At 72.6% G+C, this 23,791-nt stretch carries 21 protein-coding genes and 1 pseudogene; 13 read left to right on the top strand and 9 right to left on the bottom strand.

The window, feature by feature from the left end:
• Nucleotides 1-32: 32 nt before the first annotated feature.
• From ACEN8D_RS12685 to ACEN8D_RS12670, 4 genes are all read left to right on the top strand, one after another.
• Nucleotides 33-875, top strand: coding sequence for a tetratricopeptide repeat protein (locus tag ACEN8D_RS12685; RefSeq protein WP_413400212.1), 843 nt, complete (start codon nucleotides 33-35; stop codon nucleotides 873-875).
• Nucleotides 872-1,348, top strand: coding sequence for a SprT-like domain-containing protein (locus ACEN8D_RS12680; protein WP_413400213.1), 477 nt, complete (start codon nucleotides 872-874; stop codon nucleotides 1,346-1,348). Before ACEN8D_RS12685 ends, ACEN8D_RS12680 begins: the two co-directional genes overlap by 4 nt.
• 47 nt (nucleotides 1,349-1,395) lie before the next feature.
• Nucleotides 1,396-2,091 carry a CGNR zinc finger domain-containing protein gene (locus tag ACEN8D_RS12675; protein WP_070417654.1) on the top strand — a complete coding sequence of 232 codons (696 nt, stop codon included), beginning with the start codon at nucleotides 1,396-1,398 and terminating at the stop codon, nucleotides 2,089-2,091.
• Nucleotides 2,092-2,196: 105 nt separating this feature from the next.
• Entirely contained in the window at nucleotides 2,197-3,447 is a 1,251-nt protein-coding gene (locus ACEN8D_RS12670; protein ID WP_413461841.1) for an Nramp family divalent metal transporter, read from the top strand.
• A 43-nt stretch (nucleotides 3,448-3,490) separates the two neighbouring features.
• Here the strand turns inward: ACEN8D_RS12670 and ACEN8D_RS12665 are convergent.
• Together ACEN8D_RS12665 and ACEN8D_RS12660 are read right to left on the bottom strand one after the other, a co-directional pair.
• Nucleotides 3,491-3,796 (bottom strand): annotated as a pseudogene (locus ACEN8D_RS12665) (DUF427 domain-containing protein); the annotation flags it as partial.
• 51 nt (nucleotides 3,797-3,847) lie between these two features.
• Nucleotides 3,848-4,456: a 2-phosphosulfolactate phosphatase gene (locus ACEN8D_RS12660; protein ID WP_413399628.1), complete on the bottom strand. Its 609-nt coding sequence runs from the start codon at nucleotides 4,454-4,456 to the stop codon at nucleotides 3,848-3,850.
• A gap of 96 nt (nucleotides 4,457-4,552) precedes the next feature.
• Here ACEN8D_RS12660 and ACEN8D_RS12655 point away from each other — a divergent pair, with 96 nt between their 5' ends.
• The 4 genes from ACEN8D_RS12655 (at nucleotide 4,553) to ACEN8D_RS12640 (ending at nucleotide 6,805) form a co-directional block, all read left to right on the top strand.
• Nucleotides 4,553-5,185: a GNAT family N-acetyltransferase gene (locus tag ACEN8D_RS12655; RefSeq protein ID WP_071295193.1), complete on the top strand. Its 633-nt coding sequence runs from the start codon at nucleotides 4,553-4,555 to the stop codon at nucleotides 5,183-5,185.
• A gap of 70 nt (nucleotides 5,186-5,255) precedes the next feature.
• Nucleotides 5,256-5,747 (top strand): hypothetical protein, encoded by a 492-nt coding sequence (locus tag ACEN8D_RS12650; RefSeq protein WP_070417649.1) that lies wholly within the window; start codon nucleotides 5,256-5,258, stop codon nucleotides 5,745-5,747.
• Nucleotides 5,748-5,865: 118 nt separating this feature from the next.
• Nucleotides 5,866-6,435, top strand: coding sequence for a DUF1684 domain-containing protein (locus tag ACEN8D_RS12645; RefSeq protein ID WP_071295230.1), 570 nt, complete (start codon nucleotides 5,866-5,868; stop codon nucleotides 6,433-6,435).
• A 10-nt stretch (nucleotides 6,436-6,445) separates the two neighbouring features.
• Nucleotides 6,446-6,805: a GntR family transcriptional regulator gene (locus ACEN8D_RS12640; RefSeq protein WP_071295229.1), complete on the top strand. Its 360-nt coding sequence runs from the start codon at nucleotides 6,446-6,448 to the stop codon at nucleotides 6,803-6,805.
• Nucleotides 6,806-6,824: 19 nt separating this feature from the next.
• On the opposite strand, the gene ACEN8D_RS12635 is transcribed toward ACEN8D_RS12640, so the two are convergent.
• Complete coding sequence (locus ACEN8D_RS12635; RefSeq protein WP_336697343.1) at nucleotides 6,825-7,649, bottom strand: endo alpha-1,4 polygalactosaminidase; 825 nt, start codon at nucleotides 7,647-7,649, stop codon at nucleotides 6,825-6,827.
• A gap of 273 nt (nucleotides 7,650-7,922) precedes the next feature.
• Here ACEN8D_RS12635 and ACEN8D_RS12630 point away from each other — a divergent pair, with 273 nt between their 5' ends.
• Nucleotides 7,923-9,530, top strand: a complete 1,608-nt coding sequence (locus ACEN8D_RS12630; RefSeq protein WP_495601028.1) for a DEAD/DEAH box helicase — start codon at nucleotides 7,923-7,925, stop codon at nucleotides 9,528-9,530.
• 125 nt (nucleotides 9,531-9,655) lie between these two features.
• The gene (locus tag ACEN8D_RS12625) at nucleotides 9,656-9,859 is read left to right on the top strand and encodes a CsbD family protein (protein WP_070417647.1); all 204 of its coding nucleotides are present in this window, start codon (nucleotides 9,656-9,658) and stop codon (nucleotides 9,857-9,859) included.
• Nucleotides 9,860-9,939: 80 nt separating this feature from the next.
• Here ACEN8D_RS12625 and ACEN8D_RS12620 read toward each other — a convergent pair whose 3' ends face one another.
• The gene (locus tag ACEN8D_RS12620) at nucleotides 9,940-10,482 is read right to left on the bottom strand and encodes an NUDIX hydrolase family protein (protein WP_070417646.1); all 543 of its coding nucleotides are present in this window, start codon (nucleotides 10,480-10,482) and stop codon (nucleotides 9,940-9,942) included.
• A gap of 85 nt (nucleotides 10,483-10,567) precedes the next feature.
• Between ACEN8D_RS12620 and ACEN8D_RS12615 the strand changes: the two genes are divergently transcribed.
• The gene (locus tag ACEN8D_RS12615; RefSeq protein WP_309777415.1) at nucleotides 10,568-11,185 is read left to right on the top strand and encodes an alpha/beta hydrolase; all 618 of its coding nucleotides are present in this window, start codon (nucleotides 10,568-10,570) and stop codon (nucleotides 11,183-11,185) included.
• A gap of 77 nt (nucleotides 11,186-11,262) precedes the next feature.
• Here ACEN8D_RS12615 and ACEN8D_RS12610 read toward each other — a convergent pair whose 3' ends face one another.
• Nucleotides 11,263-11,901, bottom strand: coding sequence for a PadR family transcriptional regulator (locus ACEN8D_RS12610; protein WP_413461385.1), 639 nt, complete (start codon nucleotides 11,899-11,901; stop codon nucleotides 11,263-11,265).
• 170 nt (nucleotides 11,902-12,071) lie between these two features.
• On the opposite strand from ACEN8D_RS12610, the gene ACEN8D_RS12605 reads away from it, so the two are divergent.
• Nucleotides 12,072-16,856 carry an Lhr family ATP-dependent helicase gene (locus ACEN8D_RS12605; protein ID WP_413461386.1) on the top strand — a complete coding sequence of 1,595 codons (4,785 nt, stop codon included), beginning with the start codon at nucleotides 12,072-12,074 and terminating at the stop codon, nucleotides 16,854-16,856.
• 20 nt (nucleotides 16,857-16,876) lie between these two features.
• Nucleotides 16,877-17,656 carry a DNA-formamidopyrimidine glycosylase family protein gene (locus ACEN8D_RS12600; RefSeq protein ID WP_413399116.1) on the top strand — a complete coding sequence of 260 codons (780 nt, stop codon included), beginning with the start codon at nucleotides 16,877-16,879 and terminating at the stop codon, nucleotides 17,654-17,656.
• An 18-nt stretch (nucleotides 17,657-17,674) separates the two neighbouring features.
• Here ACEN8D_RS12600 and ACEN8D_RS12595 read toward each other — a convergent pair whose 3' ends face one another.
• The 4 genes from ACEN8D_RS12595 to ACEN8D_RS12580 all read right to left on the bottom strand — a co-directional run bounded on the left by ACEN8D_RS12595 (nucleotide 17,675) and on the right by ACEN8D_RS12580 (nucleotide 23,682).
• The gene (locus ACEN8D_RS12595; protein ID WP_413399117.1) at nucleotides 17,675-19,792 is read right to left on the bottom strand and encodes a glycosyl hydrolase; all 2,118 of its coding nucleotides are present in this window, start codon (nucleotides 19,790-19,792) and stop codon (nucleotides 17,675-17,677) included.
• A gap of 4 nt (nucleotides 19,793-19,796) precedes the next feature.
• Nucleotides 19,797-20,537, bottom strand: a complete 741-nt coding sequence (locus ACEN8D_RS12590) for a biotin/lipoyl attachment domain-containing protein (RefSeq protein ID WP_092385340.1) — start codon at nucleotides 20,535-20,537, stop codon at nucleotides 19,797-19,799.
• Complete coding sequence (locus ACEN8D_RS12585) at nucleotides 20,534-22,294, bottom strand: glycosyltransferase family 2 protein (protein WP_413399118.1); 1,761 nt, start codon at nucleotides 22,292-22,294, stop codon at nucleotides 20,534-20,536. The genes ACEN8D_RS12590 and ACEN8D_RS12585 overlap by 4 nt, the downstream gene beginning before the upstream one ends.
• A gap of 353 nt (nucleotides 22,295-22,647) precedes the next feature.
• Complete coding sequence (locus ACEN8D_RS12580) at nucleotides 22,648-23,682, bottom strand: aldo/keto reductase (protein ID WP_070417638.1); 1,035 nt, start codon at nucleotides 23,680-23,682, stop codon at nucleotides 22,648-22,650.
• Nucleotides 23,683-23,791 lie beyond the last annotated feature (109 nt).

Genomic DNA, 23,791 nt, shown 5'->3' with positions numbered 1-23,791 from the left:
GCTCTCGGGGCGGCGCGGCTACCCTCGAACCGATGTCCCTCCCGCCCGACGACCGCCAGCAGCCCGACCGCACCGACCGCGCCCGGGAACCGCGTCATGCGGCGCCCGTGACGGCCGGCGTGAGCCCCGGCAGCACCTTCGCTCCGATCAGCCTGCGCCCCGCGGTCGACGCCGACGCCGTCCAGCAGCGGCTGCGCGACCTCGGACAGAGCCGCAGCACCGAGGCGCTCGCGGAGCGTGCCGAGCTCCTCCGCCTGCTCGGGCGGCTCGACGAGTCGCTCGTCATCGCCGAGGAGGTCTTCCGCCTGACGATGTTCACGGGGGAGCGCTCGGACAAGGTCTCCGCACGAATCCGTCGCGCGCACATCCTGCACGACCTGGGGCGGTACGAGCGTGCCGCGACCGAGTCGGCCCTGGCGCGGGACACCGCCCGGACCGAGGAGTGGCCGGAGCTCGAGGGCGCTGCGGCCGAGCTCGAGGGCTGGTCGCTGTTCGAGCTCTCCCGCTTCGACGAGGCCCGTGCCGCGCTGTCCCGGGCGTACCAGGCGTTCCGCCAGGCCGGTGCGCCGTCGGAGCGCACCGAGGCGCTCCGGACGGCGGTCGAGGCAGCGCTCCGGGCCTCGGTCGCGCAGCCCCCGGCCGAGGACAAGCCGCGCACCGCCCGCGACGTCGCCGCACGCCGCGCGGACGAGGAGGAACCGGCCGCACCCCGCGCTCCGGAGCCCGTGCAGCAGAATCCGACGGTGCGCCGCCGGGTCCTCGGTGCGCCGGACGCCGCCCGGACCGAGGCGGACGAACTCTGGGGCCGCATCGCCGCACGTGCCGCGCAGAAGGGCCAGGCCGGACGCGACGAACCCGGCGACGACGAACGGTGACAACGCTCGAGGCCGTCCGGTCCCGCGCCGAGCACCTGATGACGGCACACCTCGGGGCGGGCAGCTGGTCGTTCGGGTTCGATCATGCGAAGACCCGGGCGGGCCAGTGCGACTTCGCCCGCAAGCGCATCACGGTGAGTCGCCACCTCGCCGTGCGGTTCTCCGAGGACGACGTCGACCAGGTGCTCCTGCACGAGATCGCGCATGCGGTGGCCGGGGCCCGCGCCGGCCACGGACCCACGTGGCGTCGGACGGCGAAGGCACTCGGCTACACGGGCTCACGCCTGTACGACGGCCCCGTGGCGAGCGAGCTCGCACCCTGGATCGGCACGTGTCCGGCCGGGCACGAGCACTTCCGCTACCGCACCCCGACCCGACCGCTGGCGTGCGCGAAGTGCTCCCGCCGCTTCGACGCCCGGAACGTCATCACGTGGGAGCGCCGAGCGGCGGAGGCCAGCCGAGCTACCGCATGATGCCGATCGCATGCGGAGGCGCGCCGGTAACCCGTTAGCCTGGGTGGATGCACACGGGGCAGCACATCCGCACGGACACCGGTTCCACGTGGTTCTTCGACGCCGGACGGATCGCCCTCGACTTCGCACACACCGGCGGGTTCGCCGACGACCCGGACGGTCGACGTCCGCGGGCGCAGCTCGGCGAACTGCTCGCGACACCGGCCGACCTCGACGAGTGGCTGAGCGACCACACCGAGCCGATCGACGTCGGCGCGACCGCCCGCGAGCTGCAGGACGCCCGTGCCCTCCGCGCAGCGATCGCCCGGCTGGCCGTCGCCGCGGCTCCGGGTCCGGCCTCGACCGCGGCGGAACGGACCGCGGTGGCTGCCGGCCTCCGCGCCGGGACGGGTCGCACGCGCCCGGCACCGGACGACATCGACACGGTCAACCTGTTCGCCGCGCTGCCGGACGTGCCGCCGAGCCTGCCCGGTGGTCGTCGTCGTGCGGGTGCGAACCGGGTGCGGCTCGCCCAGGCGCTGTCGAGCGTCGCACGGGACGCCGTGGCCCTGTTCACCGAGGTCGGCTTCGACGACGTCGCCGCGGACGGGCAGCCGACGCGGTTGAGCCGGTGCTCGGCGGACGACTGCGGCCTCGTCTTCTACGACTCGTCGCGCGGGGGCACACGCCGGTGGTGCTCGATGCAGCGGTGCGGCAACCGGGCGAAGGTGCGGGCGCACCGGGCCCGACGCGCGGCGGTCTGAGCCGACCCGCGCCTCCTGGCCTGCTCGCCGCTCCGGGCCGGGCCGATTCGCATGCGACACGAAAACAAGGATTCGGCGCGCCGAATCCTCTGGCATGCTGTCTGCATGACCGACACCGCTGCCCGCCTCGCCGAGACGACCACGCCTCGGAAGCGCGCGGCCGGCCTGACCCTGCTCGGCCCCGCGTTCGTGGCCGCCATCGCCTACGTCGACCCCGGCAACGTCGCCGCGAACCTCACCGCGGGCGCGAAGTACGGCTACCTGCTGCTCTGGGTCCTCGTCGCCGCGAACGCCAGCGCGGTCGTCGTGCAGTACCTCTCCGCCAAGCTCGGCGTCGTCACCGGCAAGTCCCTGCCGGAGCACCTCGGCCTGCGGATGAAGCGCACGCCCCGGCTGCTGTTCTGGGCGCAGGCCGAGGTCGTGGCCGCCGCGACCGACATCGCCGAGGTCATCGGCGGCGCACTCGCGCTGCACCTGCTGTTCGGGCTGCCGCTCGTCGCCGGCGGGGTGATCACCGGCGTGGTCTCGATGGCGATCCTCACCCTGCAGAGCCACCGCGGCACCCGGACGTTCGAGGCGGTCGTGACGGCGATGCTCGCGATCCTCACGGTGGGGTTCTGCGCCGGGCTGCTGTTCGCGCAGGTGTCACCGGGCGAGCTCGTCTCCGGACTCGTCCCGCGGTTCGAGGGGTCCGAGTCGGTGATGCTCGCCGCCTCGATGCTCGGCGCGACGGTGATGCCGCACGCGGTCTACCTGCACTCCGCCCTGGCGCGCGACCGGCACGGCGACGTCCCGGCGGGCCCGGAGCGTCGTCGGGTGCTCGTCGCGACGCGGTGGGACGTGGGGCTGGCGCTCCTGGTGGCCGGTGGGGTGAACATCTGCATGCTCGTCCTCGCGGCGGCGACGCTGCCCGGGGTCGCCGACACGGACTCGATCCCCGGAGCGCAGCGGGCGATCGCCGAGCACGTCGGCCCCGTCGTGGGCGTCCTGTTCGCGGTGGGGCTGCTGGCGTCGGGACTCGCCTCGACCTCGGTGGGCTGCATGGCCGGCGCCGAGATCATGAAGGGACTGCTGCACGTGCGGATCCCGCTGCTGGCCCGACGGCTGGTCACGCTCGTGCCGGCCATCGTCCTGCTCGCGGTGAACGCCGACGCGACGATGCTGCTCGTGGTGAGCCAGGTCGTGCTGAGCTTCGGGATCGCCTTCGCGATCGTGCCGCTGGTCGTCTACACGTCCCGCCGCAGCGTGATGGGTGCAGACGTCAACGCGATGACCACCCGCGTCGTCGCGGGGGTCATCGCGTTGGTGATCGTCGCGCTCAACGTGGCGCTCATCGCGCTGACGCTGGCCGGCTGAGCCGGTCGGCGCTGGCGGGTCGGCGCCGGCGAGTCGGCGCCGACTAGTCGACGACGCGGACGCCCTTCCAGAACGCCACGTAGCCCGAGTAGTCCTTGCCGACGCGGTCGAACGACGACCGGATGGGCGTCGGGTACGACCAGGCGTTGTCCTGCAGCGCCTGCCCGTCGACGTTCACCGTGTAGTACTGCGTGTCGCCCTTCCACGGGCAGTGGTACTGGGTGGGGCTCTCGGTGAACAGCTCGCGCTTCACGCTCGACGGCGGGAAGTACCAGTTGCCCTCGATCTGGATGAGGTCCTCCTGCGGGGCCTCGGCGATCACGGTGTCTCCGACGACTGCCTTCACGGCACGCTCCTTCGCTCTGCGGTCCGGCGGGGTACCGGATGTGGAGGTCGAACGCTACGCGCGCGAACTCGATTCCCGCAGGGTCTCCAGCTGGCCGTCCACCGCGAGCGCCGCGCGCACGTCGGCCGGTTCGAGCGCCGCGGCCGCCTCGGAGGCGCTGACCAGGTGCTTCACCGCCCGCCGCAGTCCCGTGTACGCCGCACAGGCGGCCGCCGCCTCGGGCGAGGTGTGGTCGATCCCGACCTCCGCGAGCGCGTCGACCACGGCACCGGCCGCGAGCAGGTCCTCGACCGCGAAGTCCGGTGCGTCCGGCACGTCCGCGGCCTCGCCCGCCGCTTCCGCGGCGTCGTCACCGGGTGCGTGGTGGCGTCCGGCGGCGACGATCGCGACGACGCAGCGGTCACCGCGTTCGGCCTGGAGGCGCGTCACGCGTTCCGCGACCGCCGTCGCGTTGCCGAGGTGGCCGAGCACGACCTCCGGACCGTCCGGCACCTGCGCGGCGACCGCGCGGAGCGCCCGTCGGCGGGCGGGTCCGTCGTGCGCCGCGGACGCCGGGAGGACGTCGACCCAGACGACCAGGTGCGTCCCCGGGGCGATCCGCGCCGCGCCGCCGGTCCCCCATGCGAAGCGGACCTGGTACTTCTCCTGCGTGCGTGCTGCCACCTGCGACACGATAGCCGTCGGCGGGTCCCTGATCCTTTCCACAGGTGCTCCGCCGTCCGGGGTTCGTCAGGGTCGGCGACCGTAGGATCTGGTGCCATGGAGATCGCCCCCGCACCCACCCTGACCGGCGACCGCGTGACGCTCGAGCCCCTCGGCTCCGAGCACGCGGACGACCTGCGGGCGGCGGTCGCGGACGGGGATCTGTGGCGCACCTGGTACACCTCGATCCCCGCCCCGGCACAGGTCGACGACGAGATCGACCGGCGGCTCGCCGAGCAGGCAGCGGGACGGATGGTGCCGTTCGCGGTGCGCGACCGCCCGACCGGCCGGGTCGTGGGGTCGACGACGTTCCTCAACCCCGACACGGGCAACCGCCGGGTCGAGATCGGTGCGACGTTCCTGTCGCGGTCGACGCAGCGCACGGGCATCAACACCGAGGCGAAGCTGCTCATGCTCTCGCACGCGTTCGACGTCTGGCAGTGCATCGCGGTCGAGTTCCGGACCCACTGGCACAACCTCCAGTCCCGCACGGCCATCGCGGCACTCGGTGCGAAGCAGGACGGCGTGCTCCGGAACCACTCGATCGGCCGTGACGGCACGCTGCGGGACACCGTGGTGTTCTCCGTGATCGCGTCGGAGTGGCCGACCGTGCGGTTGTCCCTCGCCGAACGGCTCCGTCGGCACGACCGCGCCGAGGGTGCCCGACGCCGATCCGCTCGACACGCCTGACCCGGTTCCGTCCGGCACGCCTGCCGCCGGGCCCGCCGGTCGTCCACCGCGCACGAGTAGCGTTCGCGGCATGCACGTGGGCATCCGGATCACCCTCGACGCACCGGTCGAGGCCGTGCGTGACGCCCTGCTGTCCCCGGCGGTGATGGTCGCCGTGACGAAGCCGTTCCTGGTCTACCGGTCGCGCGATCCGCAGGGGTTCCCGGTGCGCTGGGTGCCGGGTGAGCCGCACCCGATCACCGCGAGCGCCTTCGGCGTGGTCCCGAGCGGCGACACGCACGTCGACCTCGACCTGTACGAGGTGCGCGGTGTGCCCGTGCAACGCGACAACGGCGGTGGCACGAGCGGGCTGTTCGGACGGATGTCGATGCAGCACCGGATGGCGACCGTCGACCTCGGGGACGGTCGGACGCTCCTCGTCGACCGGCTCTCGTACCGGATGCGGCCCGCGGTGCTCGGAGTCCTGCTCTGGCCGGGGATGTGGGTGATCTGGCAGTGGCGCGCGCTGCGGATGCGCGCCCTCGCGCCCGGTTGGCGGCGCGCCCGACGAGCCGCTGCCTGACCGCCGGACCCGCGCCGTTCCTCCAGGCAGGGCGTACGCTCGTACCGTGAGCCAGACGCATGAGCCGGCAACCGACGACCGCGTGCACAGCACGCTCGCCACCGTGGACTGGCGGCGGATGACCTTCGACCTGTACCGACGGGTGCGGGCGACGAACGACCCGGAGACCGCCCACGCGCTGTGGCGCGAGACCCGTGACGCGATGTTCGGCGAGCACCCGGCCAGCCCGCTCCTCGACGAGGACGCCCGCGACTTCGAGTCCCTGCCCGTCCCGGACTACGACCCGTCGTGGCGCTTCCGGGCCCGGATCGAGCCGGCGGAGCCCCTCGCGATGGACGTCGAGACGGGTACCGACGGCATCGTGCACTTCGACCGGCTCGGTGTCGTGACCCTGGCCGGCATCGGTTCGCTCGACGTGTGGTCGCACGGCGGCTACGCGGGCGGCGTGTTCATCCCGGTCAAGGACTCGAGCGCCGGCAAGGCCCGTGGGACCTACGGCGGCGGACGCTACCTCGTCGACACGATCAAGGGCGCGGACCTCGGGGGCGACGACGGCGAGCTCGTCCTCGACTTCAACTTCGCCTACAACCCGTCGTGCGCGTACGACCCGGCGTGGGCGTGCCCGCTCGCGCCTCCGGGCAACACCGTCGCGGTCCCGATCCCCGTCGGCGAGCAGTACGACTTCTAGGGTGGAGCACATGTCGGGTCTCGTCGCGATCGACGCCGGAGGGCGCATCCCGCCGTTCGAGCAGGTCCGGTCCCAGATCGCCGCGCAGATCAGCGCCGGGTACCTCGTGGACGGTGAACGGCTGCCGAGCGTCCGTGGACTCGCGGACGAGCTCGGGCTCGCCGCCGGGACGGTGGCGCGGGCGTACCAGTTGCTGGAAGAGGCCGGGCTCGTGCAGACCGCACGCGGCGCCGGAACCCGGGTGATCCGACCGGCCGAGGTGCCGTCGTCGGTGACCGATGCCGCCCGTGCCCTCGCTGCCGCCGCACGGGCCGCGGGGCTGTCCGCCGACCAGGCCGCTGCCGCCCTGCGGGACGCCTGGCCCGCCTGACGCGGGCGCGGGCGCTACGTCAGCAGCGCTCGAACACGTAGTCGTCGCTCGACGGCGTCACGAGGTCCCGGTCGCGCAGGATCGTCATCGCCGGCCGCTTCGCCGAGGCACACACCGATGACCACGGCTGCTCGCTGTTGTCCGAGTACTCGACGTCGATGACCCGCTTGCCGTACGCCTTCGTGTACTCGCCGCACTCCTGGTAGACGAAGCACTCCTCGGCGACCACGAAGTCGAAGCCGGTCTGCTTCCGCCCGGACGCCCCGAGCTGCGGCGTGTTCTTCTGGCCGACCGCGAGCCCCTCGCCGTGCCCGAGACGGACGAGCGCGGCGGCGAGTGCGAGGTTCCCGGACCGCGTCAGCTTCCCCTTCGAGCGCGTCCACGAGTCGAGGTTGTCGAACTCGACGGCGTCGAACCCGCGATCGGCGCACCGGGCGACGGACTTCGTGAGGACCCGCACGATCGTCGCGCGCTTCGCAGCGGTCGTCGTGTCGAGCAACATCTCGTCCGGCCAGCCCGGGTCGGACACCGGCTTGCCCGATCGGTCGCGGAGGATCGCCGTCGGGTGGTCCCGCTTCCACATCGCGGCGTCCTCCGGCTGGGTCTGGAAGCCGTTGACGTAGCAGATCGAGTACTTCCCCGTCGCTGGTCGTGCGGTGCTGTCGCGCTCGACGATCGTGACACCTGCCGGAGGCGCGTACGAGCCGCCCAGCTGGTAGTCGGGGACGCCCGAGGTGGGCAGGTTCCGGTACGACGCGGCGGGCACCGCGGCGGCGCAGGACGCCGTCCCCAGGACGGCGACGAGGGCCGTCGCGACGGTCAGCAGGACGGTTCTGGTGCGCACCGGTGCATCCTCGCACGAGCCGGCGGACACCTCGGCCTGGGGGATCCGACCCGCGCACGCTATGCTGGACGTACTCGAGGCGCCGATCGCCTCGTGCGTCGTACGGACGCCCCCGAACTCCCGGTCCACGGACCGATGATCGAGCACCTCCCGAAGGTGCCAGGCTTCTCTGCTGCGGCGACTGCGCCAGCCACACCCGTTGGCGCGCATCCCGCCCGCGCGCTGCCTCGCAAGCGCGACCACAGCCGGAGCACTCCGGTTGGAAAGGTCACCATGACCAACGAAGACATCCGTTTCTCCGACCTCGGCGTCCCCGCGCCGATGGTCGCCGTCCTCGCCGACCAGGGCAAGGAGACCGCGTTCCCCATCCAGGAGGACACGCTCCCCGACTCCCTGCAGGGCAAGGACGTGCTCGGCCGTGGCCGCACCGGCTCCGGCAAGACGATCGCGTTCGCGATCCCGCTCGTCGCCCGCCTCGCCGCGAGTGGCCGCAAGCGCCGCGCCGGCCGGCCCCGTGCCCTGGTGCTCGCCCCCACCCGTGAGCTCGCGACCCAGATCGACGTCGCCCTCGCCCCGCTCGCCAAGGCCATGGGCCTGAACACCACGACCGTCTTCGGCGGCGTCGGGCAGGGTCGTCAGGTCGACGCCCTGCGCGGCGGCGTGGACGTCGTCGTGGCGTGCCCCGGCCGTCTCGCCGACCTCATGCAGCAGGGCCACGTCAACCTCGGCGACATCGAGGTGACCGTCCTCGACGAGGCCGACCACATGGCCGACATGGGCTTCCTCCCCGGTGTGACCAAGATCATGCAGGCCACGCCCGAGCAGGGGCAGCGTCTGCTGTTCTCCGCCACGCTCGACAACGGCGTGGACAAGCTCGTCAAGAAGTTCCTGCACAACCCGGTCATGCACTCGGTCGACGAGGCGAACAGCCCCGTCGAGGCGATGACCCACCACCTGTTCGAGGTCGCCGACGCCGACGCGAAGAAGGACCTCGTCCGGACGCTCGCGAGCGGCACCGGTCGTCGCATCCTCTTCATGCGCACGAAGCACCACGCCAAGCGCCTCGCCAAGCAGCTCAGCAGCCAGGGCATCCCGGCCGTCGACCTGCAGGGCAACCTGTCGCAGGGTGCCCGTGAGCGGAACCTTGCGAAGTTCTCCTCCGGCGAGGCCCTCGTGCTCGTCGCCACCGACGTCGCCGCCCGCGGGGTGCACGTCGACCACGTCGAGCTCGTCGTCCACGTCGACCCGCCGACCGAGCACAAGGCGTACCTGCACCGCTCGGGCCGCACCGCCCGCGCCGGTTCGTCCGGCGACGTCGTCACCGTGACGATGCCCGCCGAGCGTCGCGACGTCGCGCAGATGATGCGCGCGGCCGCGATCAAGGTCACGCCGCAGCAGGTCACGGCGAACTCCCCCGCCGTCACGGAACTCGTCGGCGAGGTCGCTCCGGTCCGCCACGTCGCCCCGGAGCAGCCGGCACAGCAGCAGCGCCAGCCCAAGCAGCGCACCACCGAGGCCGACAACGCGGGCGGCGGCCGTCGCCGTGGTCGCGGTGGTCGCCCCGGAGGCGCGGCGCAGCCCGCGCGCACCGGCTCGGCTTCCGGGTCGTCCGGTGCAGGGCGTCGCGGCGGTCGTCCCGCCGAGGCCGGCGCCGGCGCGTCGACCGGCTCCGCCGGTGGGCAGCGCTCGGGTGCCGCGTCCGGCGGTCGCCGCAGTGGTGGCAGCCGTCGTGCGTCGAGCGACACCGTCCGCGGCGGGTCCGCTCCGGTCTGGTCCTCGGAGGGCGGCTACGCCGCCGGTCGTGGGTCCGGCACCGAGTCGGGCGGCAACCGTCGTGGTGGCTCGCGCCGCGCCTCCCGTCCCGCCGGTTCCGCGCGCTGATCCTGTCGGCGTGGGGAACCTCCACGCCGCCTGAGCACGGACGCACTCCACGGGCGTAGGTTCTCCTTCACCGGATGCCGCGCGAGCGACTGACGGGGAACTGTCCGCTGTCGGAAGGAGAGCCTATGGCTGGGATCGAAGACGTCAAGAACGCCGCTGCGAAGGCAGCTGGCAAGGCCAAGGAAGCCGTCGGGAACGTGACGGACAACGACCGCCTCAAGGCTGAAGGCAAGACCGATCAGGTCAAGGCCGACACCAAGCAGGCAGGTACGAACGTCAAGGACGCCGCTTCAGGCGTGGCCGACAGCCTCAAGAACGACAACAAGTAAGCCGGTCCAGTACCGCGCTGCGAAGCCCCCGGGTCCGATTCGGATCCGGGGGCTTCGTCGTGTGCGGGTGGCGTCGGCCGCTACATGAGGGCGCCGACCGATGCGAGTCCGGCGCGGAGGAGCGCTCCGCGACCGCCCTCCATCTCGTCGGCGACGGCGTCGGAGGCCGCCTCCATCGGGCTCATCCAGGTCAGCTCGAGGGCGTCCTGCCGGGGCTCGCACGTGCCGGTCACGGGGACGACGTACGCGAGGGAGATCGCGTGCTGCCGTTCGTCCGTGTAGACGGACGCGCCGGGCAGCGGGAAGTACTCGGCCACGGTGAACGGGGTGGGGCTCGACGGCAGCTGCGGGAACGCCATCGGCCCGAGGTCCTTCTCGAGGTGCCGGAACAGTGCGGTCCGGATCGACTCGCCGAACATCACGCGCCCGGAGACGAGCGTGCGGGCGATGGAACCGCTCGGGGCGACGCGCAGCAGCACGCCCACCTCGGTGACGACGCCGAGGCCGTCGGTGCGGACGGGCACCGCCTCGACGTAGCAGATCGGCAGTCGACGGCGGACGTTCGCGAGCTCCTCGTCGGACAGCCAGCCGGAGTCGGGGTCGGGGGTGCGCAGCGAGGCCATGCACCGTGTCTACCAGTCACCGCGGCGAGTTCGGCGGAAGGCGCGGGGGTTGGGGATGGTTGATGCGTCAACTACTGTCGTCCCCATGATCGATCGCGATGCCGTGCAGTGGACCCGGAGCCCCTCCGAGCGTGCGGGGACGCCGCTGCTCGTGACGATGCACGGGGTGGGGTCGAACGAGCGCGACCTGCTCGGACTCGCCCCGGCGCTGCCGTCGTCGTGGACCATGGCGTCGTTGCGTGCGCCGATGCCGTTCGGGCAGGGGTACAGCTGGTACCCGCTCGGGACGCCGGGCTCCCCGGCACTCGGGCCCGTCGACGAGTCCGTCGCCGGCGTCCTCGAGTGGATCGACTCGGTCGCGGCCGAGCACCCGCGGATCGGACTGCTCGGGTTCTCGCAGGGCGGGTCGATGGCGCTGCAACTGCTCCGGGCACGGCCCGCTGCGTTCGCGTTCGCGGTGTCGCTGTCCGGGTTCGTCGTGCCGGGCGTGACGGACTCGCGTGACGAAGCAGTCGCCGCCGTCCGGCCCCGGGTGTTCCTCGGTCACGGCGACCTCGACCCGGTGATCCCCGGCGAGGCCACCGCCCGGACGCAGGCGTGGGCGGCGACGAACACCACCGTGACGGATCGCACGTACGAGGGTCTGCCCCACGCGGTGTCCGCAGCGGAGCTGGCGGACGTGGCCGCGTTCGTCGGGGGCTGACAACCCTCCACGCGAGGAGACGAGGACGGGAGGCGCGGTGCCAGCTGGCACCGCGCCTCCCGTCACGGGTTCCGACGTCAGTCGGCGAGGATCTGCAGGAGGTCCTTGCGGAGCTGGTCGATCTTGGCGGTCGCCGCCTTCGCCTGCTCCTCCGTCGCGCTGGTGCGGTACATGTGCAGGACGCCCATGGTCTTCCGGAGCGCCTCGATGAACTCGCGGGACGAGTCCGGGAGGCCCGGCGCGTCGAAGGCCGCCGCGATCTCGTCCGCCTTCGCCTCTGCCTCGGCCTTGCCGGCGTCGGTGAGCTCGAAGAGCGTCTTCCGGCCGTCACCCGTGGCGACGACGAGGTCCTCGTCCACGAGCTGCTGGAGCGTCGGGTAGACCGAACCGGGGCTCGGCTTCCAGGCGCCGCCGGTGCGTTCGGCGATGGTCTTGATGACGGCGTAGCCGTTCTGCGGGCCCTCGGCCAGCAGGCCGAGGATCGCGAGGCGGACGTCGCCGCGGCGACGGCGTTCGCGGCCGAAGCCGGGACCGCCGAACCCCGGACCGCCGAAGCCGGGTCCGAAGCCGCGGCCGAAGCCGGGGCCGAAGCCGCCGCGTCCGCCGTGGTCGTGGTCACCGCGGTCGCGGCCGGGGAAGCCGGCGCCGTGGTGCTGCCGCGGGCCGCCGAAGCGGGGACCGCGCGGGTGCTGGGTGGTGTCGAAGTCGTTGTGCATGGGTCGCATGATGCGTCCTTCCGTCGTGCTGAGTCGGCTCGCGAACGGTCTGACCGGAATTGTCTTCGTCGTATCGCGATGTGTTAACGATAGATCGATATGTATCGCTCTGTCAAGAGGTACGTCCGCACGGGCCGCTGTCGGTGGTGGCGGGCAGGATGGGACGGACCATGACGGACGTCCTCGAGCGCTTCTCCCCCGCCACCGCGGAGTGGTTCCGCGGCGCCTTCGCCACACCGACCCCGGCGCAGGCCGGTGCGTGGGACGCCGTCTCCACCGGGCAGCACGCGCTCGTGATCGCCCCGACGGGGTCCGGCAAGACGCTGGCATCGTTCCTGTGGTCGATCGACCGACTCATCAGCTCGACCGACCGTCCGCCCGCGAAGCAGCGCACCCGGGTGCTCTACGTGTCCCCGCTGAAGGCCCTCGGCGTCGACGTCGAACGGAACCTGCGCAGCCCGCTCGTCGGCATCACCCAGACCGCACGGCGCCTCGGGCTCGAACCACCCGACGTCACGGTCGGGGTCCGCAGCGGTGACACCCCGTCGTCCGATCGGCAGAAGCTGCTGCGGCAGCCGCCGGACATCCTCATCACGACGCCGGAGTCGCTGTACCTCATGCTCACCTCGCAGGCGCGCGAGACCCTGGTGAACGTCGACACGGTCATCGTGGACGAGGTGCACGCCGTCGCGTCCACCAAGCGCGGCGCCCACCTGGCGGTCTCGCTCGAACGACTCGACGACCTGCTCGAGAAGCCCGTGCAGCGCATCGGGCTGTCGGCCACGGTGCGCCCCCCGGAAGAGGTGGCGCGGTTCCTCGGCGGACGCGCACCGGTGTCGATCATCGCCCCGCCGGCGCAGAAGACGTTCGACCTGCGGGTCGTCGTGCCCGTCGACGACATGGCCGAGCTCGGTGCACCGCCCGTCGGTGCGGACGCGACCGAGTCACCGACGAACGGGTCGATCTGGCCCCACGTCGAGGAACGCGTGGTCGACCTGGTCGAGGAACACCGGTCGACCATCGTGTTCGCGAACTCCCGCCGACTGGCCGAGCGGTTGACGGCACGGCTGAACGAGATCCACGAGGAACGCGTGCTCGCGGCGGCGGGCTCGGTCGGTGACGGGGCGCTGGTGCCGGCCGGGGCCTCCCCCGCCGACGACGGCCTGCCGGTCGCGCGCGGGCGTCCGCAGTCCCCGGCACGGACCTCGGCGCACGCCGTCGCACCGCAGGGCACGAAGCGGCCCCCGGCGCAGGTGATCGGCGCGTCCGGGCAGACCGGTGGCGGGGGCTCCGACGCCGCGGTGCCGGTCCTCGCCCGCGCCCACCACGGTTCCGTCTCGAAGGACCAACGCGCCATCATCGAGGACGACCTGAAGTCCGGTCGACTGCGCTGCGTCGTCGCGACGAGTTCGCTCGAGCTCGGCATCGACATGGGCGAGGTCGACCTCGTCGTGCAGGTCGAGGCACCGCCCTCGGTGGCCAGCGGCCTGCAGCGCGTCGGTCGCGCCGGGCACCAGGTCGGCGAGATCTCCCGCGGCGTGCTGTTCCCGAAGCACCGCGCCGACCTGGTGAACAGCGCCGTGACGGTCGAGCGGATGGTCGCCGGGCAGATCGAGTCGATCTCGGTGCCGGCGAACCCGCTCGACGTCCTCGCGCAGCACACCGTGGCAGCGGGGGCGATCGACACGGTCGACGTCGAGCACTGGTTCGAGCTCGTGCGGCGGAGCGCCCCGTTCAGCGGTCTGCCCCGCTCCGCGTTCGAGGCCACGCTCGACCTCGTGACCGGGCGCTACCCGAGCGACGAGTTCGCCGAGCTCCGCCCGCGCCTGGTGTGGGACCGCGTGCACGGCACCCTGACCGGGCGTCCGGGTGCCCAGCGGCTCGCGGTCACCAGCGGCGGGACGATCCCGGACCGCGGCATGTTCGGCGTGTTCATGGTCGGTGAGAAGGCCTCGCGCGTCGGCGAGCTCGACGAGGAGATGGTCTACGAGTCCCGCGTCGGCGACGTCTTCGCGCTGGGTGCGACGAGCTGGCGCATCGAGGAGATCACCCACGACCGGGTGATCGTCAGCCCCGCGTTCGGGCAGCCGGGCCGCGTGCCGTTCTGGAAGGGCGATGGCATCGGTCGCCCGGCGGAACTCGGCCGTGCCACCGGGGCCTTCGTGCGCGAGGTCGAGGGGGCTTCCGACGACGACGCACGTGTCCGGGTCGCCGCCGGCGGGCTCGACGAGCGGGCCGTGACGAACCTGCTCACCTTCCTCCGCGACCAGCGCGCCGCGACCGGACACGTGCCGAACGACACGACCCTCGTGATCGAGCGCTTCCGTGACGAGCTCGGCGACTGGCGGCTCATCCTGCACTCGCCGTACGGCATGCAGGTGCACGCGCCGTGGGCACTGGCGGTCGCCGCACGACTCCGTGAGCGCCACGGGATCGACGGCGACGCCATGGCCGCCGACGACGGGATCGTCGTGCGCATCCCCGAGACCGATGCCGAGCCTCCCGGCGCCGACCTGTTCGTGTTCGAGCGGGACGACCTCGAAGCGCTCGTGACGGACGAGGTCGGGGCGTCGGCGCTGTTCGCCGCGCGCTTCCGTGAGTGCGCCGCGCGGGCGCTCCTGCTGCCCCGCCGGAACCCCGGGCAGCGGTCCCCGCTCTGGCAGCAGCGGCAGCGGGCCTCGCAGCTGCTCGAGGTCGCCCAGAAGTACCCGACCTTCCCGATCGTGCTCGAGACCGTGCGCGAGGTCCTCCAGGACGTGTACGACGTGCCCGCCCTGCTGGGGATCGCCGACGACATCGCGGGCCGGCGCATCCGGTTGGTCGAGACCGAGACGGAGACGCCGTCGCCGTTCGCGCGCTCGCTGCTCTTCGGGTACGTCGCCGCGTTCATGTACGAGGGGGACTCCCCCCTCGCCGAGCGTCGGGCGGCCGCACTGTCCCTCGACTCGACGCTGCTCGGCGAGCTGCTCGGTCGTGCCGAGCTCCGCGAGCTGCTCGACCCGGCGGTCATCGCCTCGGTCGAGCGTGACCTGCAGCGGCTCTCGCCGGAGCGCCGGGCGCGCGACGCCGAGGGGATCGTCGACGTCCTGCGGCTCGTGGGCGCGCTCGACCTCGACGAGATCGTGGACCGGAGCTGGCTGGCGGAGGCGGACGACCGCGCCGCAGCGACGACCGAGGTGCAGACCGTGCTCGCCGCGCTCGAACGGGACCGCCGCCTGCTCGCGTTCTCGCACGCCGGCGCGACCCGGTGGGCCGTGATCGAGGACGCCTCCCGCCTGCGCGACGCCCTCGGGGTGCCCCTGCCGATCGGCGTGCCGACGGCGTTCGTCGAACCGGTGGCCGACCCGCTCGGCGACCTGGTCGGCCGGTACGCCCGGTCGCACGGGCCGTTCTCCGCGCAGGACGCCGCCGGACGGCTGGGGCTCGGGATCGCCGTCGTGCAGGACACCCTGCGCCGCCTCGTCGCCGACCGTCGCGTGGTCGAGGGCGAGTTCCGTCCCGATCGCCAGGGTGCGGAGTGGTGCGACGCCGAGGTGCTCCGCCGCATCCGCACGAAGTCGCTCGCGGCGCTCCGGCACGAGGTCGAGCCCGTCGCCCCGGACGCCCTCGCGCGGTTCCTGCCCGCGTGGCAGCACGTCCGGACCGCCGGTACCCGCGGTGGGCTGCGCGGCGTCGACGGGGTGCTCCAGGTCGTCGACCAGCTCGCCGGGGTGGCACTGCCCGCGAGCGCATGGGAGACCCTCGTGCTGCCGGCACGCGTCGGCGACTACGCGCCGAGCATGCTCGACGAGCTCACCGCCACGGGCGAGGTCCTCTGGTCCGGCGGCGGCACCCTGCCGGGCAACGACGGCTGGATCCGCCTGCACCTCGCCGACACCGCGGCCACGATCCTGGCGGAGCCCTCCGGCGACGAGACGACCGAGCTCCAGCGGGACGTGCTCGGTGCGCTCGCGGGCGGCGGCGCGTACTTCTTCCGGCAGCTCGGTCAGGCCGTGGGCAGCACCGACGACACCGCCCTGTCGACCGCACTGTGGGACCTGGTGTGGGCCGGACAGATCACGAACGACACCTTCGCGCCGTTGCGGGCGATGCTCGGCGGGAAGGCGAAGAGCTCGAGCGCACCCCGCGCACGGGCGTACCGCGGGCGTCGTCGGCCGACGATGCCGACCCAGTCCGGTCCGCCGTCCGTCGGCGGCCGGTGGTCCCTGCTCCCCCTCGCCGAGTCCGACGCGACCGTCCGGGCCGCCGCGACCGCCGAACAGCTGCTCGAGCGGTACGGCGTCGTCACCCGCGGCGCGGTGCAGGTCGAGGGCGTCCGGGGCGGGTTCGCCGGCGTGTACCGGGTGCTCTCCCGCTTCGAGGAGTCCGGCCGGGCGCGCCGGGGTTACTTCGTCGAGGGTCTCGGCGCCGCGCAGTTCGCGACGGGGCCCACCGTCGACCGGCTCCGCACGTACGCGCGCGACATCGACGACGACGAACGGGCCGACCCGGACCGGCCGCGTGATGCCCTGACCCTCGCGGCGACCGACCCGGCGAACGCGTACGGGGCATCGCTGCCGTGGCCGTCCGACACCGCCGCCGGGCCCGACGACGACGGTCCGGGCAGCGCCGACGGTACCGCTGGTCGTTCCGGTGCGCCCGCCGACCCCGCTCCCGCGAAGACGACGGGCCGCGGGCACCGGCCCGGGCGCAAGGCGGGTGCGCTCGTCACGACGGTCGACGGGCACCTCGCGGTGTACGTCGAACGCGGTGGCAAGTCGGTGCTGACCTTCACCGACGACCCGGCGGACCTCGCCGTGGCGGCGGCGTCGATCGCCGCGACCGTGCGGAGCGGCCTGCGGAAGCTCTCGGTCGAGCGGGTGGACGGCGACTTCGTCCTCGAGACCCCGCTCGGTTCGGCGCTGCGCGAAGCCGGGTTCACCGCCACGCCGCAGGGGCTGCGTCTCCGTGTCTGAGCGCACGACGGGGGTGCCCGGTGCCTGAGGGCGACACCGTCTTCCGCGCCGCCCGTCGGCTCCACGCCGCACTGGCGGGGAAGGTCCTCACCCGCAGCGACTTCCGGGTGCCGGCGTTCGCCACGCTCGACCTCGTCGGCCGCACGGTGGAGGAGGTCGTCCCGCGTGGCAAGCACCTGCTGCACCGGATCGGCGACCTCACCGTGCACTCGCACCTCAAGATGGAGGGGCGGTGGGACGTCTACGCGCCCGGGGACCGCTGGCGTCGCCCGGCGCACCAGGCACGGGTGGTGCTCGACGCTGCGGAGGTCTCGACGGTCGGCTTCGCGCTCGGGGTGCTCGAGGTCGTCCCCCGCGACCAGGAGTCCGAGATCGTCGGGTACCTCGGCCCCGACCTGCTCGGTCCCGACTGGGACGCCGAGCTCGCGCTGGCGAACCTGAAGCGGGACCCTGATCGTCCGGTCGGCCTCGCACTGCTCGACCAGCGGGTGCTCGCCGGCCTCGGGAACGTCTACCGGAACGAACTGTGCTTCCTGCGCGGTGTCCTGCCGACCCGTCCGGTGCGCGAGGTGCACGACCCGGCGCGGATGATCGCCCTGGCGAGTCGGCTCATCCTCGCCAACCGTGACCGCAGTGCCCGCGTGACCACCGGGGTCGATCGGCCCGGTCGGCGCTTCTGGGTGTACGGCCGGGCGGGGAAGCCGTGCCTGCGCTGCGGGACGCCGATCCGGTACGGGGAGCTCGGTGAGTCGGAGCTGACCCTGCGCGATACCTACTGGTGCCCGCGCTGCCAGACCTGACGAGGCGCGGCGCCGGCGCTACGCGCGCGACATGATCCACGCCAGCATGTACGACCGCGAGTTCGCGGAGTCGACCACCGCGTCCGGCAACGCCCGCGCCTCCCGCAGCGCCGTGGCCGCATCGGCCCGTGACGCCAGCGCCCGGTACATGAGCAGGTAGTCACCGAACTGCACGTCGTACCTCCCGTCCGGCACGGCCTCGGCCAGCACCCGGCGGATCTGCGCCGCCCCGCCGGCATCGACGTACGAGGCGGCCACGGCCGGCATCGGGATGAGCTCGATGCCCGCGGGCGCGGCCTCCGCGGCGCTGAACCAGGTCGCGTGGTCGCGCTTGCCGCCCCAGGTCAGCGAGACCACCCGGTGCCGGAACTCCGGGAACGCGGACAGGTCCGGGTCGAGCACGTCCCGCGCCGCCGAGGCCGCCTCGTTCGAGAGCAGCCACGTCCCGACCGACCGGAGCGACGACGACCCCGACGACGAGCCCGACGACGAGCCGGACACCGCTCCCCACAGCGCGACGCCGTTCCACGCCGAGACGGCCTCGGACGACGACTCCTGGTTGTTCCCGTCGGCGAACGGCGAGAACCCGGACGCCCACGAGTGCTGCACGTACGGGTCGTAGACGCGGAGCGCCGGGAACGAGGCGGTGGCCTCCGGTGACGCGATGTCCGCCGCGACGAGGTCGGCCACGGTCCGCCACCGGCTCACGAGCGCCGGGTCGTCGGCGGCGAGGACCGCGGCTGCGGACAGCACGTAGCCGTAGTGGAAGTGGTGGTCGTTGAACTCGTCGGAGCCGAACGAGGCCTCCTGCCCGACGAGCCCGTGCAGCGTGGGGTCGTACGCGAAGCACCGGGCCGTGCGGGTCCCGCACCCGGCGGGGTCGAACCACTGGTCGAGCTCGTCGACGACCGAGGTCTTCAGTGCGTCCGCCACCGACGCGAGGTCGAGCTGCGTCGCGAGCCGGTACAGGTTCGCGACGCGGTACAGGTCCTTCCCACCGCCGTAGCTGTCCGCGGCGTACGACGAGGCATCCACCGTGGACGCGTCGGCGCGGACCTGGGTGACGAGCGCCGCTCGCTCCGCGGACGACAGCCCCGACAGGTCGAGGGTGTCCGATGGCCGGACCGTGTCGACCGCGAACCGCAGGGCGGTGCCGGTGCAGACCGGGGCCGGTCCCTGGACGGTCTCGTAGTGCAGGCCGGTGCACTCCAGGCCGGTCGTGCCCTGCCCCGGCTGCGGGACGAGCACGCCCCGGTCGCCGGAGCCGAAGTCGTACGTCAGCGTCGTGCGCTGTTTCCCCCGCGAGGCGCTGCGGTCGAGCGTGACCCCCGTGAGCGGACGGGCGGCGGCGACGAGCCGGGCCGTCTGTGCCACGGTCGCGCCGTCCGGGACCGGCAGGAGCACGACGCTGCCGCCGGACCGCAGGTCGATCGCGTCGCCGTCGATCGTCCCGTCGCGGACGACGAGCTGCCAGGTCCGGCCACCGCTGGTGACGGTCCCGGTGCCGTCCCCGGTGCCGTCGATCGGCGAGGTCGCGGTGACGGTGCCGGCACGCGCGGCGGTGTACGTCACGAGCGGCGAGCCCTCGGCGACCACCGTGTGCCCGAGGACGGTGGAGCCGTCACGGTGCTCGACGGTCACGGACACCGAGTCGTAGTCCGACACCAGGGTCGAGGTCGCACCGAGGTCGAGTCCGACCTGCTGCGTCGCGCCGCCGGCGATGGTCTTCTCGGTGGCCGTGACGGTGGGGAGCCCGGCCGCGAAGCCGTCGTCGGTCACCTGCCACGAGATCGGGCTGGGGAACACCGGCTGCGGTGCCGCGCCGAAGACGAGTCCCGAGAACCAGCGGTTCGTCGGCGGCAGCAGGCCGTCGGCGAGGCGCATCGCGCCCGCCTTCGACGACGCGACGTCGCCGAGAGCGGCGACCGCGCGCGCCTGTGCCGCACCGTTCGTGGTGGGCGAGGTGGTCTCGCCGGGGTGATCCGTGCCTCCAGGGCCGGTGCACGCGGTCACGAGCATCGCGACGGCCGTCACGACGGTGACGCTGGTGGACAGCCTGGAGGCACGGCGCACGCCGACCCGACGGCGCGCGTCCGGCGCCTGGTCGCGACGGGCAGACCGAGGCAGCCGGAGCATGGGGCTACAGTCCGATCTGCCGCGCGAAGTCACGGACGAGGTCCGTGACACCCGCGAGCCGGCCGTCGTCCCGCAGGTGCAGGGTGGCGTCCACCGGCGTCCCGGGGCTCGTGATGCCGCTCGACGGCGACGCGGAGAGCTCGGGGCTCTCGACGTCGACCGTGGTCTTCGCCTGCCCCTGGTCGTTGGTCTCGACGCTGACGCTCTTCACGGTGCCCCGGATCGTCGTGTCGTTCGGGAGCACGAGGTCGACCGCGGCGCCGTTCCGGATCCGCCCGTAGTCCCGGGCCGTCACGATGAAGCTCGAGGTGACGAAGAGGCTGTCCTCCTTGTGGATCGTGCCGAGCTCGGAGCCGGCCTGCACGTATCCGCCGGTCTTCACGTCGACCTTGGCGACGGTGCCGGAGACCTCGGCCTTGAACGTGATGAAGCCGTCGGCGCCGATGTCGTACGCGCTCGTCTGCGTGTTCGCGCCCACGACGCCCTTCCGGATGTCCTGCGCGAGCTGGAGGCTCTGCACCTGCAGGAGCTGGTCGCCCTTCCGGACGGTGTCGCCCTCCTCGACGTACTCCTCGGTGACGGTCCCGCCGTAGTCGGTGCCGACGGCGTACTCCTGCGCGGCGATCGCCGCCGAGGTGCTCGCCACGGCGCTCTGCCGCTGGTTGAAGACGAGCGTGCACGCCGCCACGACGACGAGCACCACGATGAGCCCTGCGAACAGCCGGAGTCGGTTCGTCCAGGTCATGCCGTCACCCCGTCCAGCATCGCGGTCAGCCGGTCCGTCACACGGTTCCGGGCCTGTTCGCGGAACGCGGCGATGATGAACGCGAGGAACACGAGGGTGTTCGTGGTGTTCCAGGCCGTCGCGAGCGTCAGCTGCCCGTTGTCGAGGTCACGCCAGACCGCCACGACGCTCGTCAACGCCAGGAACACGAACACGAGCACCTGCGGGACGATGAAGTTGAACGGGGAGGGCGTCCGACCACGGGAGGCGCCGGTGACGTGCCACGCCTGCTCCTTGCCGCAGACGACGTTCCAGAGCGCGCTCGCGTAGATCGGGAACGAGACCGCGGCGAGCAGGAGCGTCTCGTACCGGAACGACCCGAGGGCGTAGAACGCGAGGAGCACCTGCGCACCGTAGAAGCCGAGGTAGAACAGCACCCACTCGCCGGCCCCGATCGTCAGGTTCATCGGGCGCAGGTCGAAGTAGATCTCGAGCGGCGGCACGAGCAGGAGGAGCCCGGGGACGATGCCCGTCAGGTAGAAGCTCGCGGTGACGAGGTACTGCAGCCGCTGGTCCATCGTCAGCCGGTGCTTCGGGCGGAACGGGAAGTGGGTGAGCAGGATCTCGAAGCCGCCCGTGGCCCACCGGAGCTGCTGCTTGGTGAAGCCCTCGATGGTCTCCGGGGCGTCGCCGACGGCGAGGGTCATCGGGATGAAGACGGTCTTCCAGCCGCGCTCGTGGAGCATCAGGCTCGTCCAGACGTCCTCGGACTTCGAGTCGGTGTACATGCCGCCGATCTCGTCGATGGCCTCGCGGCGGAAGATGACGTTCGTCCCGACGCAGAACGCCGCGTTGAACCGGTTCCGGCCGGGCTGGATGAACCGGTAGAACACCGTCTGCATGTACCCGGCACCCCGCGAGACGAGGTTGTGGAGGTTGCCGTACGACTGCGGGGTCTGCACGAAGGCGATCCCGTCGTCGGCGAAGAACGGCACGGTCTCGAACAGGAAGTCCGGCTTCGGCACGAAGTCCGCGTCGAAGACCGCGAAGTAGTCGCCCTTGGCGAGCGTCAGCGCGTGGTTGATGTTGCCCGCCTTCGCGCCGTGCGACGAGAGCCGACGGACGTACCGGGCGCCGAGCTCCTCGGCGAGCGCCCGCACCTCGTCGCTCCGCCCGTCGTCGAGCACCCACGTGCGGTGCTCGCCGCGCATGGCCACCGCGGCCTGCACCGTCGCGGCCACCTTGGTGAGCTCCTCGCCGTAGACGGTGATGAAGACGTCGACGTCCACCCGGCGTCCGCGCACGTGCATCGGCCAGCGGTGGGGCTGGTCGGCGGCGCCGCTGCGGGCGATGGTGTCGCGGTCGAACAGGGTGTCCTGGGTGTGGTGGAACGCGAAGTCCCGGGGGTCGGAGCCGCCGGAGAGGATCGTCCACATGGACAGGAGCGCCTGCCCCACGAGCACGCTCTCGGCGACGATCACGAGCCCGTACGGCAGGAAGTCGCCCCGGTTCGCCGGGTCGAGGAGGAACACCGCGTACGCCATCACGCCGAGCGTGGCGACGAGCACGATGAGGACCATCACGGGGCTGTGCGCCCGGCTCTCGGCACGTGGTCGGACGTAGGGCACCGGCTCGGTCTGCCGGCGGCGTCGGGCGCGCTCGCGGTCGCGCGGCGTGAGCGGTGCCGGGAGCTGGAAGTCGAAGGACTGCAGCTCGTCGGTCGCCTCTGGTGCTCGGAGTGACCTCTGGGTACGACGGACGTCGGGTGGTGCGGACATGGCGTGGTCTCCTGTCGGGTTCGGAGAGGACTCACGCCGGGTCGAGCGCAGGCGCCGACGCATCGTGAGACGGGCGTCGGCGGCTGCGGCGACATGGATCCGGACCCTCGGGAGGTCCGGCCGGCGAGGGACTAGGGATCCTGCGCCGGCGGTGCTCGCGACCGTGGGTGCGGTCGCGGTGTTCGGTGTGTCGTGTCGTGGTGCGGTCGTGCGATCGTGCTGTCGACGGCCCGTCGCCGTCGGTCCTGCGATCGTAGGGCCGCGATCGGGCCGGTTGCGTGACGAACGTGTGAACACGGCCCCGGGGGCGGCGATCGTGCGGTTTCCCGCAAGCGGCCGCCCCCGACGCGACGTCAGGCCGCGGAGCGTCCCGCGGCGGGGCGTCGGCGCAGGGTGGCGTCGAGCACGGCCGGCGGCTGGTATTGCTGGTCGAGCCGTCCGACGTCGGTGCCCGGCGGGACGATCGCGTCGATGCGGTCGAGGACCTCGTCGGAGAGCACGACGTCGGCGCCGGCGAGCAGGTCGTCGAGCTGCTCCACCGAGCGCGGGCCGATCAGGGCACTCGTGACGCCGGGGTGCGCGATCGCGAAGGCCATCGCGAGGTGGGTCATCCGGATGCCGGTCTCCTCGGACAGTGCGACCACCTGTTCCACGGCGTCGATCCGTCGCTCGTCGCGGTTGTGCCGGAACATGGTCGCGCGGGCGAGGTCGGTGTCCTGCCCCTTCCGGAAGCGGCCGGTCAGCATGCCGCCGGCGAGGGGACTCCACACGAGGGACCCCATGCCGTACCGCTGGACGACCGGGAGGACCTCGCGCTCGATGCCGCGGTTGAGGATCGAGTACGTGGGCTGCTCCGTCCGGAAGCGCTCGAGCCCGCGGCGCTCCGACGTCCACTGCGCCTCGACCTGCATCGACGCGGGGAAGTCCGAGCTGCCGATCGCCCGGACCTTGCCACTGCGGATCAGGTCGGTCAGGGCGGACAGGGTCTCCTCGAGGTCGACCGTGTCGTCGGGTCGGTGCGCCTGGTACAGGTCGATGTGGTCGGTCCGGAGGCGCCGCAGCGACCCCTCGACGGCCTGCGTGATCCACCGCCGGGAGTTGCCGCGCCGGTTCGGGTCGTCGCCCATCGGGCCGTTGAACTTGGTGGCGATGACGACGTCGTCCCGGCGGCCGGCGAGCGCCTTGCCGAGCAGTTCCTCGGAGCCGCCCTGCGAGTAGCGGTCGGCGGTGTCGATGAAGTTGATGCCCGCGTCGAGTGCGCGGTGGACGATGCGGATCGAGTCCTGCTCGTCGCCGTTGCCGATGCTGCCGTCGGTGCCGAGCATCATGGCGCCGAGGGCGAAGGGGCTGACCTGGATGCCGGTGCGGCCGAGGGTGCGGTACTGCATGTGCGGTTCCTCCTGTCGATGGCGTTCCGGGTGTCGGTGCCGTATCGTGGCCGGAAGTGGAACGCTCTTCCGGAACTATACGGAATGACTTTCCGTTTACGCAAGAGGA

This window comes from Curtobacterium sp. Curtsp22 (genome assembly GCF_059492135.1).
Note: the sequence above shows the minus strand (reverse complement) of the source record. Positions and strands in the feature narration are given on the sequence as shown.